The sequence below is a fragment of the Pelagibacterium lentulum genome, assembly GCF_003992625.1.
GTDB classification, from domain to species: Bacteria; Pseudomonadota; Alphaproteobacteria; order Rhizobiales; family Devosiaceae; genus Pelagibacterium; species Pelagibacterium lentulum.
In genome coordinates, this window is record NZ_RZMW01000040.1 from 67527 (window position 1) to 83458 (window position 15932).

14 protein-coding genes are annotated in these 15932 nt (G+C 59.4%); 4 read left to right on the forward strand and 10 right to left on the reverse strand.

Translation table 11 applies throughout. The features are described from left to right. Positions 1–193 precede the first annotated feature (193 nt). Together EO133_RS13035 and infC are read right to left on the reverse strand one after the other, a co-directional pair. Positions 194–2464 carry a methyl-accepting chemotaxis protein gene (locus EO133_RS13035; RefSeq protein WP_127073091.1) on the reverse strand — a complete coding sequence of 757 codons (2271 nt, stop codon included), beginning with the start codon at positions 2462–2464 and terminating at the stop codon, positions 194–196. Between the two features lie 230 nt (positions 2465–2694). Beyond that, a complete protein-coding gene (gene infC, locus EO133_RS13040) occupies positions 2695–3231 on the reverse strand; it encodes a translation initiation factor IF-3 (RefSeq protein WP_188681855.1) in 537 nt (178 codons plus the stop codon). A 178-nt stretch (positions 3232–3409) separates the two neighbouring features. On the opposite strand from infC, the gene EO133_RS13045 reads away from it, so the two are divergent. Next, on the forward strand, positions 3410–4174 hold the full coding sequence (locus EO133_RS13045) for an alpha/beta hydrolase (protein WP_127073093.1): 765 nt from the start codon (positions 3410–3412) through the stop codon (positions 4172–4174). A gap of 59 nt (positions 4175–4233) precedes the next feature. Here EO133_RS13045 and EO133_RS13050 read toward each other — a convergent pair whose 3' ends face one another. After that, on the reverse strand, positions 4234–4614 hold the full coding sequence (locus tag EO133_RS13050) for a winged helix-turn-helix transcriptional regulator (protein WP_127073094.1): 381 nt from the start codon (positions 4612–4614) through the stop codon (positions 4234–4236). Between the two features lie 115 nt (positions 4615–4729). Between EO133_RS13050 and EO133_RS13055 the strand changes: the two genes are divergently transcribed. Further along, on the forward strand, positions 4730–5071 hold the full coding sequence (locus tag EO133_RS13055; protein WP_127073095.1) for an antibiotic biosynthesis monooxygenase: 342 nt from the start codon (positions 4730–4732) through the stop codon (positions 5069–5071). Beyond that, positions 5068–5709, forward strand: a complete 642-nt coding sequence (locus EO133_RS13060; RefSeq protein WP_127073096.1) for a DsbA family oxidoreductase — start codon at positions 5068–5070, stop codon at positions 5707–5709. The genes EO133_RS13055 and EO133_RS13060 overlap by 4 nt, the downstream gene beginning before the upstream one ends. Before the next feature lie 166 nt (positions 5710–5875). Here the strand turns inward: EO133_RS13060 and infB are convergent, their stop codons facing one another. From infB to lnt, 7 genes are all read right to left on the reverse strand, one after another. Continuing rightward, a complete protein-coding gene (infB, locus tag EO133_RS13065; protein ID WP_127073097.1) occupies positions 5876–8494 on the reverse strand; it encodes a translation initiation factor IF-2 in 2619 nt (872 codons plus the stop codon). Then, the gene (locus EO133_RS13070; RefSeq protein ID WP_164735005.1) at positions 8491–9108 is read right to left on the reverse strand and encodes an RNA-binding protein; all 618 of its coding nucleotides are present in this window, start codon (positions 9106–9108) and stop codon (positions 8491–8493) included. Before EO133_RS13070 ends, infB begins: the two co-directional genes overlap by 4 nt. Before the next feature lie 13 nt (positions 9109–9121). Next, a complete protein-coding gene (nusA, locus tag EO133_RS13075; protein WP_127073099.1) occupies positions 9122–10741 on the reverse strand; it encodes a transcription termination factor NusA in 1620 nt (539 codons plus the stop codon). A 12-nt stretch (positions 10742–10753) separates the two neighbouring features. Continuing rightward, on the reverse strand, positions 10754–11380 hold the full coding sequence (gene rimP, locus EO133_RS13080; RefSeq protein ID WP_127073100.1) for a ribosome maturation factor RimP: 627 nt from the start codon (positions 11378–11380) through the stop codon (positions 10754–10756). 81 nt (positions 11381–11461) lie between these two features. Continuing rightward, entirely contained in the window at positions 11462–12181 is a 720-nt protein-coding gene (trmB, locus tag EO133_RS13085) for a tRNA (guanosine(46)-N7)-methyltransferase TrmB (RefSeq protein WP_127073101.1), read from the reverse strand. A gap of 98 nt (positions 12182–12279) precedes the next feature. Beyond that, positions 12280–13449 carry a methionine adenosyltransferase gene (metK, locus tag EO133_RS13090; protein ID WP_127073102.1) on the reverse strand — a complete coding sequence of 390 codons (1170 nt, stop codon included), beginning with the start codon at positions 13447–13449 and terminating at the stop codon, positions 12280–12282. A 149-nt stretch (positions 13450–13598) separates the two neighbouring features. After that, positions 13599–15227 (reverse strand): apolipoprotein N-acyltransferase, encoded by a 1629-nt coding sequence (lnt, locus tag EO133_RS13095; protein WP_127073103.1) that lies wholly within the window; start codon positions 15225–15227, stop codon positions 13599–13601. A gap of 180 nt (positions 15228–15407) precedes the next feature. On the opposite strand from lnt, the gene EO133_RS13100 reads away from it, so the two are divergent. Further along, positions 15408–15872, forward strand: a complete 465-nt coding sequence (locus EO133_RS13100) for a hypothetical protein (protein ID WP_127073104.1) — start codon at positions 15408–15410, stop codon at positions 15870–15872. Positions 15873–15932: the final 60 nt, after the last annotated feature.

Here is a 15932-nt window from a genome sequence, read left to right on the forward strand (position 1 = left end):
GAGCACGGTTTTGAAGAGAACCGCGTTCCTTTTGCATTCCAAGACCGCCACGGCATGCCTTTTGGCCGGGCGGCCCGCAGAAAGTGGGGTTTATAGGGGGGTAGCACCCGATTGGCAAGGGCAAATCGGACCTGCCAATCGCAAAAGGCGCACAAGGGTCGCGCGCCTTTTCCCTAAGTTCTTTATTGGCCGATCAGGAGACGGCGCGCAAGGGATTATCGGGATCCTCGACCCATGCGTCCATATCTGCTGCGGCATTGCCGGCGATAGTGAAGCCGGCAACGATGGCGTCAAGCTCACCGGCCTGCGCTTCGGACTGGGCGATGGATGCGTTGATTTCCTCGACAAGCGCGGCGTTGTGCTGGGTCATTTCATCAAGCACCCGCACCGAACCGCCCACATCGGCGATAGCGTCGGCCTGCTCACGGCTGGCTTTGGAAATATCCTGCATCAGCGCAGCGTTTTCGATCACTGCCTCGCGGATTCCGCGCAGGGTTTCGGCGGCCTGGGCCACAAGGCGTGTGCCGCCATCGACTTCACTGGCCGATTGCTCGATCAGCACCTTGACCTCAGAAGACGCTTGCGCGGCCGATTGTGCCAGACGCCGCACCTCGATGGCGACCACCGCAAAGCCCTTGCCTGCTTCGCCAGCGCGTGCCGCTTCCACCGAAGCGTTGAGCGCTAAAAGATTGGTCTGGAAGGCGATGTCATCGATCATCTTGATGATGTCGGACACTTTGGCCGAGGAGGTCGTGATTCTCATCATCGCCTCGGTTGTTTCCCCCATCACCACACCGCCCGTTTCCGCCAGTTCGGCGGCGGCGCGGGTTTTGCCAAAGGCATCGTCCGCCTTGTGAGCATTGTCGGAGACTGTGGCTGCCAATTGCTCCATAGCGGCCGACGTTTCTTCAATCGTTGCCGCCTGTCGAGTCGTGCGCCCGGACAGATCGTTGGCGCCCGACAGGATTTCTCCGGTGGCCAGTTTCAGGCTGCCCGAGGTCGCCTGCAGCCGTTCGACAATCGCGCCAAAGGCATCGGCCATAGCGTTGGTATCGGCTTTGAGCCGGGCAAACGCGCCTTGATAGTCGCCGCCAATGCGCGCCCGCAAATCGAGTGAAGCCATGGCCGAAAGCACGGACGCTGTTTCCCCAATGCCACGGTCGACATTTTCCATAAGCGCGTTGAGGTTTCCGGCAAGCCCCGCGAGATCGGGATCGTCGTAGCCGGTGTCGATGCGGACCGAGAAGTCGCCCGCAATCGCGGCCGATACGGCGCGACGCACATCGGCCTGCAGGGCCATGCGCGCAGACTGCTCGGCCGCCTCACGCGCCTGGGCCGCCTGTTTTTCGGCGTCCATGGCCTGCATGGCCTTGCCATTGTCGCGGAAAACCATCAGCGCTTCCACCATTTGGCCGATTTCGTGACGCTGCTTTTCGTCCAGAGCGACATCGAGATCGCCATTGGCCAGCGCCCGCATCCGCCCTGCAATCGTGCTGATGGCCCGCGAGAGGCCGCGCCCGATCAGCACCGCCATCAGCGCCCCGATAGCAAGAGCCAGAATGCCCGCGCCCAAAACGCCTGCAAGCGTGCGCTCTGCCGTTGCCACCCCAACAGGGCCCAGCGCATCCTGACGGGCCCTCACATTGTCCAGCATGGCCCCAAAGGCCTGCTGCATCTGGGGGCCAAGCACGTCGAGTTCGCCCGTCATCACAGCGTTGCGCGCAACGATTGCCGCCTCCGCATCACGGGCCAACGCCATATAGGTTTCGAGATTGCCGATCATACGATTGGCGGTCGCCTTCTGGCTGTTGGAAATCACGGCGTCATGAAGCTGGGTCAGCCGCGTTGCGGCATTGGCGGCGTGGGCGTCCGCGCTCTCGAGCCATGCCGGATCGTTGGTCAAAAGGAAGCGCTCGACATCGAACTGGGTCAAGATCGTGCCCTGCACGGCAAAGCCCGCCGAGCCGGTGGCGTTGAAATTGCCGCTGACGGCCTGCAGCGCGCCATTTGCATCGGTGCGCAGGGTGCTGCCAACCTGGGCAAGCTCCGCCGTGATCGCATCGATCCTGTCCTGATACGCGCTCATGGTATCGAAGGCGTCCTGATAGGCCTGTGCCGATTGGGCAAATTCGACCAGCGCCGCCTGAGCCTCCGGGTCGTCGGCAAAGAGCGCCGAGATTTCGGTATCGTTGGCCTGGAGGGCGGCTATGCGGGCAGCCAGCGCTTGGGCCTTTTCACTTGAGGTTTCCAGCCGGTAATCGAGATCGGCCATCCGGGCCGCAGCAAGGTCATCTGCAAAATTGGCGATGGCGACCGTCTGGCGGGCGGCCTGGCGGTAATCGCCAAATGTTGCCCCCAAACCGCTCACCCCGAGATAGGCAAAGGCAACAATGGCAGCCAGAAGGGCCAGCATTGCGCCAAATCCGGCATATATCCGCTGCGCGACACTCAAACGCGAGATCATGATCCTGCTCCGTCCCCCTGGAACCGATACAAGGCTTCATAAAACCCGGCTTCGCTTAACGAATCCTCAATTCGACCGCGAATGATCGTCAATTATTGCCTTTGGCTACATCATTTTGTGTAAACGATTAAAGTTTGAGCACTTGGCAAGCGTACGCAGTTCCACAAAAGCAAAAGGTGGCCCAAACGGACCACCTTCTAACATTTCCTGCCGATGGGCTCAGCACACGATCAGCGCGGCGCGAGGACCATGACCATCTGGCGGCCTTCGGCCCGCGGATTGGATTCCACCTTGGCGACTTCCTCGAACTGGTCCCTGACCTTGAGCAAAAGCTCGAGACCGATATTCTGGTGTGCCATTTCGCGGCCGCGAAAGCGCATGGTGACCTTTACCTTGTCACCTTCGCCGAGGAATTTTTCCACCGAGCGCATTTTGACTTCATAGTCGTGGCTATCGATATTGGGCCTGAGCTTGATCTCCTTGACCTCGATTACCTTCTGCTTCTTGCGTGCTTCGGCAGCCTTTTTCTGAGCGGCATATTTATATTTGCCCAGATCCAGGATCTTGCACACCGGCGGGTTCGAGTTCGGAGCAATCTCCACAAGGTCCATCCCGGCATCCATGGCCATTGCGATGGCTTCACTGGTGCGCACGGCGCCTACATTGTTGCCTTCAGCGTCGATTAGCTGGACTTCAGGTACGGTAATTTCATTGTTCGAGCGCGGCCCATCTTTCTGGGGCTGCACGGGTCTCATCGGGCGACGAATGGGTTTTATTCCTTTGCAAACATTTCCGGAACGTCTGGGTCGCAGACGCGCCTTAAAATCTTGGTAATCGGGTCTAAAGTCAACAGGCAAACGATGCAATCGGCCTACTGTTCCCCTCAACTCTTGTCCTGACCGCCCCATCGCGCTAGACCGCGAACAGCAAACACAAGGATAGCCCATGACCGAACCGACCAAAGCTATTACGATTGGCTCTGGAGATCAGGCCCGCGAGATCGCAATGATCGCGCGCAAGGGCAAGGCGCCCGGCCTTTTCTGGCTTGGCGGCTTTAAATCGGACATGGCCGGCTCCAAGGCACAGGCTCTCGACAGTTTCGGGGCCGAGCAAGGGCTGGGCGTCACCCGGTTCGACTATTCGGGCCACGGGCTTTCAGGCGGGGTATTTCTTGAGGGCACGATTTCGCGCTGGCTCGAAGAAGCGCTCGCGGTCTTTGCCCGGACAGAAGGCGAGCAGATCGTTATCGGCTCGTCGATGGGCGGCTGGCTGGCGCTGCTCGTCAATCGCGCCCTGCGCGCGCAAGGCATAGACCGCGTACGCGCCCTCGTTTTGATTGCCCCGGCCACCGACATGACGCGCGATCTGATGCGCGACACCTTCACCGACTCTGAACTTGCCGATCTTTGGGAAAAGGGTCGGGTCGAACAGCCCTCCGATTATTCGGACGAGCCCTATATCCTCACCCGCGCGCTGATCGAGGATGGCGACAATCATCTGCTGTTCGGCAGCCCGATCCGCACCCATTGCCCGGTATCGATTCTGCAGGGCGGACAGGATACCGACGTGCCGCCCGCCCACGCGCTCAAACTCGTGAGCCACCTGATTTCCGACCCCGTGACCTTCACCCTGATCCCCGACGGCGATCACCGGCTGAGCCGCGATCAGGACCTTGAAAAGCTCAAGCAAACGGTGCTGCGGCTGATGTAAGCGGGGCGTAATCTGGCGCTTTGCGAGACGGGTGATCGTTACGGCACAATCAAATACGTTCAGTTCGGTCCTTGATCGAACTGTGTTTGCATCCGTGCAATCTCCGCAACATGGTCGCCGATCCAATTGGATACACTGTCGAGCCGCTCGGCAATCTCATGCCCCATATCCGTCAGCGCGTAGGTAACCTGCGGCGGGATCGAATCTTGCACATGCCTGCTAATCAGCCCGTGGCGCATCAGTGATTTCAGGGTCTGCGAAAGCATTTTCTCGCTTATCCCCTCGACTCTGTTGCGCAGCACATAAAATCGCATTGGGCCATCGGCAAGCGCTATGAGTATCAAAAAGCCCCAACGGCTGGTCACATGGTTGAAAACATCGCGCCACAGGCAATCGGCCTTCAACGGGCCACGATCATCGGCCTTTCGCTTTGTGCTCATAAGGTCAGGTCCCTACTTCAAAGTGCGTTCTTGTCCACAATGTGGGCTTTCATATAGTAAGCCCATAACCGAACGCACACTCAAGTCTTTATCTGACTGAGAGAAAGGATTCCGCGTGCCATCAGCCACCCCGTTTTACTCAATCATCGACTACACAGCCGCGTCCGCTGAGGCCCAGTCGGGCATTGCACAGGCCTTCGCCCAGATTCAAAGGGATTGGGTCGCACCATATCGCGGATTCGTTTCGGCGCGCTTTCTTGCCAGCACTGACGGAACGATCGTACGTGCCATTGTGGAATGGCAGAGTGAGGATGCCTTCCACGCATTTGAGCGCGAATCTGACGGCAAAGGCCGTATTGCGGCTTTGGAGGAAGCCTTCGCGAAACTTTCCACCCAAGGGTCGCGCAACACGTTCCGGCCGGTTGTCGAGGTTCTGCCATCGGACGCCGCGCAATGAGCGTCGAGATCTATTCCGATTTCCTTTGCCCGTGGTGCTATATAGGCCATCGCAAGCTGGAAAAAGCGCACGCTGCTCTCCCCTCAGTACGCCGCGTTGCTATCGTGTGGCGCAGCTATCAGCTCGATCCAGATGCCAGCACCCTACCCACACAGACTGCAGCTCAGGCCATGCGCGGCTGGTACCCCGAACCGGGCGAAGCTGAAGCCAGGCTTGAGCGAATCGTCTCAGCAGGGCGGGACGAAGGTCTGCACATCGATCTCGAACGGGCGCTCCCGGTCAACACCTTCGATGCGCACAGGGTGAGCCATCTTGCAAAGAGCCAAGCATTGTCGGAACCGCTGAACGAACTTGTGTTTCGCGCTTATCACGTCGAAGGCCTGAACATTGCCGACCATGAGGTGCTGATTGCAATTGCTGGCGAAGCAGGGCTGAATCGTGAGGAGGTAAAGAGCCTGTTGGCGACCGATGAATTCAGCGATTCTGTTCGTGCCGATATCGGTCGAGCGGCAAAGCTGGGTATCAGAGGGGTGCCAACCCTTGTCACCGAAAAGGGCGAGCGCTTTTCCGCTACACAGGAACATTCAACGCTTGTTGCCTTGCTTGATACCGCACATGCCGGAGTGGCACAGCTCTAATCCATGAAATGTGCATAGTTCAGCTTCGTCATCTGCCGAAGTTGCCCAAACGGCTCTCCTTCATGCGGCTCACTGCACAAAAAAATCCGAGAACCTGAACCGTTCAAAAGAACGCAAAAAGGGCGCCTCGCAGGCGCCCTTTGACTTCTTGCCGATGCGATTACGCTTAAAGCGTGCGCTCGATCTTTTCCACGCGATAGCATTCGATGACATCGCCTGCGCGCATGTCTTCGTATTTCTCGAACGCCATGCCGCATTCCTGCCCCATGGGCACTTCCTTGACCTCGTCCTTGAAGCGCTTGAGCGTCGAGAGCCTGCCTTCGTGAATAACCACGTTGTCGCGGATCAGGCGAACGCCAGCACCGCGCTCCACCATGCCCTCGGTCACGCGGCAACCTGCAACCTTGCCGACCTTGGAGATGTTGAACACTTCCAGGATCTCGGCATTGCCGATGAAGGTTTCGCGCACTTCCGGCGCCAGCATGCCGCTCATCACGCCCTTAACGTCGTCGATCAGGTCGTAGATGATGTTGTAATAGCGGACTTCGATGCCTTCGCGCTGGGCCAATTCGGCCGCCTGCTTGTTGGCGCGCACATTAAACCCGATGATGACCGCCTTGGACGCAGTTGCCAGCGTCACATCCGACTCGGTGATCCCGCCAACGCCTGAATACAGGATCTGAGCCGAAACTTCGTCGGTCGAGAGCTTATTGAGCGCGGTAACGATCGCTTCGACCGATCCCTGCACGTCGCCCTTGATAACCAGCGGGAACTTTGCGATGCCGGAGGCCTTGAGCTGGTTCATCATCTGCTCGAGGCTGGTTGCACCTCCACCGGCGGTCTTTTCGCGAATGACGCGCTGGCGGTATTCGGTAATTTCACGCGCGCGCGCCTCGCTTTCAACGACGGCAAAGCGATCGCCCGCATCGGGCACGCCCGAAAAGCCAAGCACTTCAACAGGTGTCGAAGGACCGGCGGATTTGACCTGCACGCCCTTATCGTCGATCAGCGCGCGGACCTTGGCCCATTCGTTACCGGCGACAACGATGTCACCGACATTGAGCGTGCCGCGCTGAACCAGAACAGTCGCAACCGCACCACGGCCCTTGTCGAGCTTGGATTCAATGACGAGGCCCTGGGCCGAACCCTTTTCGGGCGCCTTAAGCTCAAGCACTTCGGACTGGAGCAGAACCGCTTCAAGCAGACCGTCGAGATTGGTCTTTTTGAGCGCGGAGACTTCCACGTCGAGCACTTCACCGCCCATCGATTCAACAAAGACTTCATGCTGGAGCAGGTCGGTCCGCACCTTCTGAGGATCGGCGCCCGGCTTGTCGATCTTGTTGATCGCCACGATCATCGGAACCCCGGCCGCCTTGGCGTGCTTGATGGATTCGATGGTCTGAGGCATCACCGCGTCGTCGGCGGCGACAACCAGAATGGCGATGTCGGTCGCCTGCGCGCCACGGGCACGCATCGCGGTAAAGGCTTCGTGGCCCGGCGTATCGAGGAAGGTGATCTTCTGGCCGTTCTTTTCGACCTGATAGGCACCGATATGCTGGGTGATGCCACCGGCTTCGGTGGAAACCACATTGGCTTCACGGATCGCGTCGAGCAGCGAGGTCTTGCCGTGGTCGACGTGCCCCATGATGGTCACGACCGGCGGGCGCGAAACAGAGTCTGCAGCATCGTCCTTTGCCACATCGTCGAACAGGCCTTCTTCCACATCGCTTTCAGCAACCCGCTTGACCGTATGGCCCAACTCGGTCGCAATCAGTTCAGCGCTATCGGCATCGATGACGTCGTTGATCTTGAGCATCTGGCCCTGGGCCATCAAAAGCTTGATAACGTCAACGGCGCGCTCGGCCATGCGGTTGGCCAACTCACCAACAGTAATGGCTTCAGGGATCGTGACTTCGCGGCTGAGCTTGGGCTGGGCGACCTTTGCGGTCTTGCCCATCTTCTTGTTCTGCCGGCGCCGCATTGCTGCCAGTGACGGGCGGCGATCATTCTCGTCGAGCGCAGAATTGACGTTCAGACGACCGCGCGAATTGCTATCGCGGCGCGCCGGTGTTGCGCTTGGCTTGGGCGCAGCATTGCGCTTGGCGCGCTCAAGCTCGTCCTTGTCCACAAGAGCCTTGGGCGCCGGGGCCGCGCGGCGGCGCACGCGATCGTCCTCGCCCTCACCCGGAGGTGGCGGCGGGGGCATATCGGGCTGCATAGCTGCCTTGGGCGATGGCTTATGAGCGGGCTTGGGACGCGCCTGACCGGCCTTTACGGGCACGATTTCGTCAAGTTCGTCCTTTTGTTTTTCCGCTTCAGCTTCCTGCGCCTTGCGCTCAGCCTCAAGCGCGACCTGACGCTCCGCTTCCTCGCGCTCGGCCTTGCGGCGGGCGTCGATTTCAGCATGGCGGCGGGCTTCTTCTTCGGCCTTGATGCGATCTTCCTCGGCGCGGGCGGCCGCTTCGCGCAAGGCGCGTTCGCGGGCCTGAGCCTCGTTCTGCGTCAGCGATGTTGAGGGGGCACCGCCCGAACGCGGCGCGCCGCCCTGGGGCCGTCCACCGGGGCGATTGCCGCCTTGCGGGCGTCCGCCACCGCCTGGCGCCCCTGAGGGCGCGCCAGCACCGGGTGCGCCCGGAGCGCCAACCCGGCGCGTACGCTTTTCAACAACGACAGTGCGTGATGAACGCGACACGCCGGGCCGAGCGCCAACATTGGGCGCGCCCTTAAGGCTCAGGGTCTTTTTCCCGGAGCCAGAATTGTCGCTGTTCTTGTCCTTGTCTGTCATATGGTGTCGTCTTCTTTTCTCTCTGTGGCGATGAAAAGCGCCAGTCTCTGGGCCCTTTCGATCACCGAATTCGCTGCTGCTCCCGGCACGAGCGCAGCATGTATCACATTTTCGAGCCCCAATGCCAAACCCAATTGGTCCGACGAGAGAGATTCTATATGCGCCAGTTCCGCCTCTTTGCCGGACCGGCGCACAGCCTGAAGCATTTTTCTTCGGCTATCGGGGGCAGCGTCGCTTGCGGTTATCAGCGCCGCAGCCCCACCATTTTCCACCAACGCAGAAACCTTGGCCGCGCCCGTTATCAGGGCTCCGGCCTTGCGCGCAAGCCCGAGCGTACCCGTAAGGCGCTGTTCTAACCGCGTCTTGGTCAAGAACGCAAGATCATCGGGCACCTTGATTTGCGTCTTAAGGCTACGCGCAAACACTTTCTTGCGCGCAGCTTCCTCGACGGCGGCAAAAGACAGGCTGATCCAGACGCCGCGACCGGGGGCTTTTCCGTCCACATCGGGCGCCAGAACGCCGTCCGGTGACAGCGCGAACCTTATAAGCTCTGACGCGGGTTTTTCTTCCCGCGTGAGCGCGCAGGTTCTGTCTATCGCCTTTCCGCGTCCCAATTGAGGCCGTCCCTTACTGAGCCGTTTCTGCCTCGGGTTCGAGATCGTGCTCTGCCTCGTCGACAATTTCAGCCGCGGGAAGATCATCCTCGGTTATCCAGCCCATCTTGAGCCGGGCCGCCATAATCATGTCTTCCGCTTCCTGACGCGAGATCGGGAAGGCCGAAAGCGCGCCGTCGAACCGCTTGGTTTCGCCGTCCTTGCGCTCGGACCAGCCGATCAGGTCGTCGGCGACACAGCCGGCGAAATCCTCAAGCGTCTTGACGTTGTCCTTGCCAAGCGCAACCAGCATCGCGGCATTCAGCCCGCCAATGTCATAGAGCGCGTCTTCAACGCCGAGCGCCTGACGCTCTTCGTCCAATTCACGTTCGAGCGCATCGAGATATTCGGTGGCACGATTCTGGATTTCGGCAGCGGTTTCTTCGTCAAACCCGCCAATCGAAGCGATTTCGCCCAAATCCACATAGGCCAGTTCCTCAATTGAGGAGAAGCCTTCGGACGCCAATAGCTGGGCAACCATCTCGTCAACGTCAAGAGCCTGCATGAACAGATCGGTGCGCTCAGTGAATTCCTTCTGGCGACGCTCGGATTCTTCCTGCTCGGTCAGAATGTCGATATCCCAGCCGATAAGCTGGCTAGCAAGACGCACGTTCTGACCACGGCGGCCGATGGCGAGCGAAAGCTGCTCGTCGGGTACGACAACTTCAACGCGCTCGGCCTGCTCGTCGAGCACGACCTTGGCAACGTCTGCCGGCTGAAGAGCCGAAACCACGAGATCGGCGATGTTATTGGTCCAGGGAATAATGTCGATCTTTTCGCCCTGGAGTTCACCGACAACGGCCTGAACGCGGCTGCCGCGCATACCGACGCAGGCGCCGACGGGATCGATCGAGGAATCGGTCGAGGTTACGGCGATCTTGGCGCGCGAACCCGGATCACGGGCAATCGAGCGGATGGTGATGATGCCATCGTAGATTTCGGGCACTTCCTGCTGGAACAGCTTGGCCATGAACTGAGGATGGGTGCGCGAGAGGAAAATCTGCGGCCCGCGCTGTTCGCGGCGCACGTCATAGATATAGGCGCGCACGCGGTCGCCATAGCGGAACTGCTCACGCGGGATCAATTCATCACGGCGGATGATGGCCTCGCCGCGCCCCAGATCGACGATCACATTGCCATATTCGACGCGCTTGACCGAGCCGTTGACGATCTCGCCCATGCGGTCGACATATTCTTCATACATGCGGTCGCGTTCAGCGTCGCGCACCTTCTGGACGATCACCTGCTTTGCCGACTGGGCGGCGATGCGGCCAAATTCGATGGGCGGGAGGGGTTCGGTCACATAGTCGCCGAGCTTGGCGGCCTCGTTTTTCGCCTTGGCGTCTTCGAGCCCGATCTGGCGGCCATATTCCTCAACCGTTTCGACGACCTCAAGCAGGCGCCACAAACGCAGCTCGCCCGATTTGGGATTGATCTCGGCCTTGACTTCGGTTTCCGCACCGTAACGGGCCTTCGCGGCGCGCTGAATGGCTTCTTCCATTGCTTCGATCACGATCATCCGGTCGATCGACTTTTCGCGCGCGACGGCATCTGCAATCTGCAAAAGCTCTAACCTGTTGGCTGAGACGGCCATATTGGGAACTCCCTAGTTGCTCTGCGAATCGGCGCCATCCCCGGCGTCCGCTTCGTCGTAAATCGTTTCGATCTCGGTGTCCTGATCGTCGAAATCAGGGTTGGCTTCCTGCGCCTTGCGGGCGGCATCGAGCAATTTGTCGGTCATTACCAGCTTGGCATCGGCCAAGGCGGAGAGTGGCAATACATGCACCGGGTCTTCGCCCTTGGGGGCATCGGGTAGCCGGATCGAGAATGTCTCATCGTCGGCCCCGACGATCTCACCGCGGAACCGCTTGCGGCCATCGATCAGATCGGCCAATTCGACCTTGGCTTCGTGCCCCGCCCAGGCAGCAAAGTCACGCGAGCGCACCAAGGGGCGGTCGACGCCGGGCGAAGAGATTTCCAGATGATATTCCCGGTCGATCGGGTCTTCAAGATCGAGCACGGGATTGAGATCGCGATGCAGGGTTTCACAATCGGAGATCGTGAACTGCCCGTTCTCGTCCTCGCACATGATCTGCAGGGTGCAGCCATTGTCCTGGGTGATGCGAATGCGCACGAGATCATAGCCGAGACTCTCGGCAACCGGCTCGACGATAGCGGCGATCCGGGCCTCCAGCGGCGTTTCGCGAATGTAGCGCTTTGCGTTTCCGCTCATGGGCCATCCGATAGAAAGGTAATAAAAAAGAGCGGGGCCGGTTGGCACCCACTCTCTCATTTGATCCGAGATTGTTGCGCCTCATATAGCGCGGGTTTGGACCGAACGCAAGAACTCGAAATAAAAGCTCTTCATACGGCCCTGGCGGCGGGCCTTTTGCTCATAGCGGGTAGCCTGCCAGCCTGGATAGGGGGCGTGCCAGGCGCCCGGGGCGCAGAGCGGCCATGTAAAGTGCGGCGTGCGCAGGATATGGGCCAGTGTCCAGTTGGCGTAGTCTTCAATGTCGGTGGCAAAGCGGAAAATGCCACCGGGCTTGAGCACGCGGGCAAATTGCTCAAGCATGGCGAACTGGACCAGGCGCCGCTTGTGGTGACGCAGCTTGGGCCAAGGGTCGGGATAAAGCACGTAAAGGCAATCGATCGACGCATCGGGCATCACCGCCAGGAGCTTGATGACGTCATCGGGGAAAAGCCGGATATTGTTGAGCCCCTGCTCTTCAATCGCTTCGAGCAGTTTGCCGATACCGCCGGTAAAGACCTCACAGCCGATAAAGCCATCTTGCGGATTTTCGCCTGCAATGCGCGCCAGATGCTCGCCCCCGCCATAGCCGATTTCAAGATGGATGCGCTTTGCTTCAGCGAACAGCACCTTGGGATCGACCGGCTCGGAAATATCGACTTCGAGTTCGGGCAAAAGCGTATCGAACAAGGCCTGCTGGCCCTTGTGCAACGTCTTGCCTGCCCGGCGTCCGAAAAAGGCGCGCGGTCCACGCGGATCTTGCGGGATGGATTTTCGGGTCATGGTTGGCAGGCAATCTCTTTGAAAAACATAAAGCGCAGCAGGTGATGCCGCGCTTTATCGTCATTACCAAACACAATGCAAGTGCCGGGACCTGGCTGCTAGGTCAGTTCCGCCTTGATGTCATGGGCAAGATCGGTGAGCTCCCAGGAAAAGCCGCCAGCCGCATCGGGTTCGCGCCCGAAATGGCCATAGGCTGCCGTGCGCTCATAAATCGGCTGATTGAGTTTGAGATGCTCGCGAATGCCGCGCGGGGACAAGTCCATGACTTTTTGCAATACGATGCCGAGCTTATCCTCATCGACCGTGCCGGTACCGAACGTATCGACAAAGATCGAAAGCGGCTTGGAAACACCAATCGCGTAGGACAACTGAATAACGCATTTTTCCGCCAGACCGGCGGCCACAACGTTCTTGGCCAGATAGCGTGCGGCATAGGCTGCCGAGCGGTCAACCTTGGTGGGGTCCTTGCCTGAAAAGGCACCGCCGCCATGCGGCGCGGCACCGCCATAGGTATCCACGATGATCTTGCGGCCGGTCAGGCCCGCATCGCCATCGGGGCCACCGATGACAAATGCGCCTGTCGGATTGACGTAAAATTCGTCTTCGGGCGGCATCCACCCCTTTGGCAGCACGTCCTCGACAAAGGGGCGCACCAGTTCGCGCACCTCGTCCTGGGAAATGTCCTCGACATGCTGGGTCGAAACCACAACCGAGGTCGCGCCGACCGGCCTGCCGTTCTCATACCGAAGCGTGACCTGGCTTTTGGCATCGGGGCCAAAGACCTTGACTGCGCCAGAATGGCGGGCCTCGGCCATGTTTTTCAGAATTTTGTGCGCATACTGGATTGGCGCCGGCATCAACTCGGGCGTTTCATTGACGGCATAGCCGAACATGATGCCCTGATCGCCCGCCCCTTCATCCTTGTTGCCATTGGCATCGACGCCTTGTGCAATATGGGCCGATTGCTCATGCACATGGCAGCACAACTCGAGGGTTTTCCAGTGAAAGCCCTCCTGCTCATAGCCGATGCGCTTGACCACGCCGCGCGCGATCTCTTCCATTTTGGCAGTATCGATCTCTGCCGGGCCGCGCACTTCACCCGCCAGCACCAGCCGGTTGGTGGTTGCGAGCGTTTCAAGCGCAACGCGTGAATAGGGATCAATGGCGAAAAACGCATCGACGATGGCGTCCGATACCTGATCGCAGATTTTGTCGGGATGGCCCTCGGAAACAGATTCCGAGGTAAACAGATAAGAAGAACTGGCCACGTTAAACCTCATGATAAAAGCGGCGAGGGCGCACGCGGTAGTGCGCGTGCATAGGCCAACCCCATGCACTTTCAGCCCTGCTTGTGACAGGTCGGCAGCTCAAATGCAATAGGGATATAAAGTTATCTTTATGTGAGTGCAGAGTATGCTTACAAATGTTTTGCCTGCCGCCGCTTTTGCAGCGCCACGCCCAACAGCCCCAAAACCAGCCCCAGAACGATAAGCGCAAAGAAGGGCATATGCCGGTATTGAGTGAACAGCGTCCCTCCGATGGGCAGGGACGGGCTGCCCTTGACGGCGCCGATTTCGCGCTCGCGTAGTTGCACAGTGACACGCCCGAGCGGATCGACGATTGCCGAAATGCCCGAATTGGCCACCCTGATCATAGACAATCCCTCTTCCACCGCGCGCAGCCGTGCGTGATGGAAGTGTTGAGCCGGACCGATGGAATAGTCGAACCAGGCATCGTTGGTGAGCACCAGAATGAACTGGGCATCGGCAACGGGGGCACCCAATCGGCCAGAATAGAGGATTTCATAGCAGATCAGCGGCAGAAAGGCTGGGGTTCCCGGCAGGTTCATCAGCCGCCGCGCATCACCGGGGGCCCAGCCCTCCGAGCCGTGTACGAACTGGGACAGCCCAAAACGCTCGAAAAAATCCTGAAACGGCAGATATTCCCCGAACGGGACGAGATGGGTCTTGTCATAGCTTGAGATCACTTCGCCATCGGAATTGAAGGCAAGGATCGAGTTGAACGGACGCTGACCGGGCACAATCGACCCGTCGGAGCCGTAGGCCTCACGCGGCGCGCCGGTCAGAAGCGTTATATGATCGGGCAGCGCGCGGGCGATCTGCGCGATGTATTGTGGCTCGTCGGACAAAAAGAACGGCAGCGCGGCTTCGGGCCAGATCAGATGCGTCACATCGTCCAGCCCCTCATCCTCGGGATTGGTGTGCATTGTCGAAAGGTCGATCAGCCGGTTGACGATCTCCTCGCGCGCAAAGGTCTGCCACTTGATATCCTGTGCAACGACTGGCTGGACCATGCGCACACGCATGTCCGGATTTTCCTCGACCGTAATGTCGCCAAGCCGGTAATGGCCCCAGGCCAATTGCAGCGTAATCAGCCCCACCGCCACAAAGAGCGGCAGCAGCCTTGAGACCAGAGCGCGCTCGGCAGCGGGCCAGACAAGCGCTGGCGTTGCTGCAACAACAATAGCGGCAAAACTCAGCCCGTAAATGCCAACAAGGCTGGCTGCCTGCATCATCTCGGGATTGGCAGTCAACGCATAGCCGAAAAGATTGAAGGGAAAGCCGGTAAAAAGGTGTCCGCGGGCAAATTCGGCCAGCGCCAGAAAGCCTGCCAGCGCAAAAATCCGCAGCCATGAGTCCGACCATAGGAAATGGGCCAGACTGACCCCGAAGGCCCAGAACAATGAAAGAATCGCGGCCAGCCCCAGCACCGCAACCGGCATGGCCGCCAACAGCCAGCCGCCATCGACGAAAAACGCCGCGCCGACCCAATGGATTGAGACCGCGAAATAGCCGAGCCCGAAATTGAAACCGATCCAGAAGGCCGGGCCGATCAACCGCCGGAAAACGCCCTTTTCGCGTTCGGCGCCATCGAGCGCCCAAACGAGAACGGACACACCGACAAACAGCGCGGGCAGGAAAAACAGCGGCGGCATTGCAAGCGCGGCAATCGCCCCGGCCAGGATCATGAGCAATGCCCGGCGCCAGCCCTGGCTCAGCATGGCAAATTCGGCCAATGCGGTCACTGTGATGCCCCTTGGATCAGCGAATCAACTGGGTTTGACGGTGTACGCGGCGCGTGAGAACGTCAATGCGCACATAAGCGCGAACAGGGTCCGACTGTGCATTAGGGCATTGGTTCAAACCATGCTAGAATGGCGCTCTTGTAGCGTTGGCTGCATTATTCCCGAACTGATCGGATTTTCATGAATATTCCTGTTTGGATAAAACCCGCCGCCTATGGCGCGGCTATTGGTGGCGTTGTTGTCGCCATTGTCGGTTTCTCGTGGGGCGGTTGGGTCAGCGGTGGCTCCGCTCTGGCATCGGCCAATGCGGCTGCGTTGCAAAGTCGGACAGATCTCGCCTCGGCGATTTGCGTGCAGAATTTCATGGCCGATGAGAACGCGCGTGCCAACCTCAACGAACTCAAGGCCCTGCGCGACAACCAGCAGCGCACGTATCTTGAGGAAGGCACCTGGGCGATCATGCCCGATCAGGATGCAGTCACTCGCGACACCGCAATACTTTGCGCCCGCATGCTCTCGGCTCTGGAACCCGAGGAATTGCCGGTCGTAGAAAATCAGGAGGTCGTTGAGCCGGGCATTGTTATCGATCCCGAGGAGAGCAGCGCGCCGCTCGATGCCGAACCGGCAATCGAAGACCCTGCATAATAACAGTCACAAATCGGCTGGCCGGTTCAAGTGTTCCGGCCAGCCTTTGTCGCGTTATGC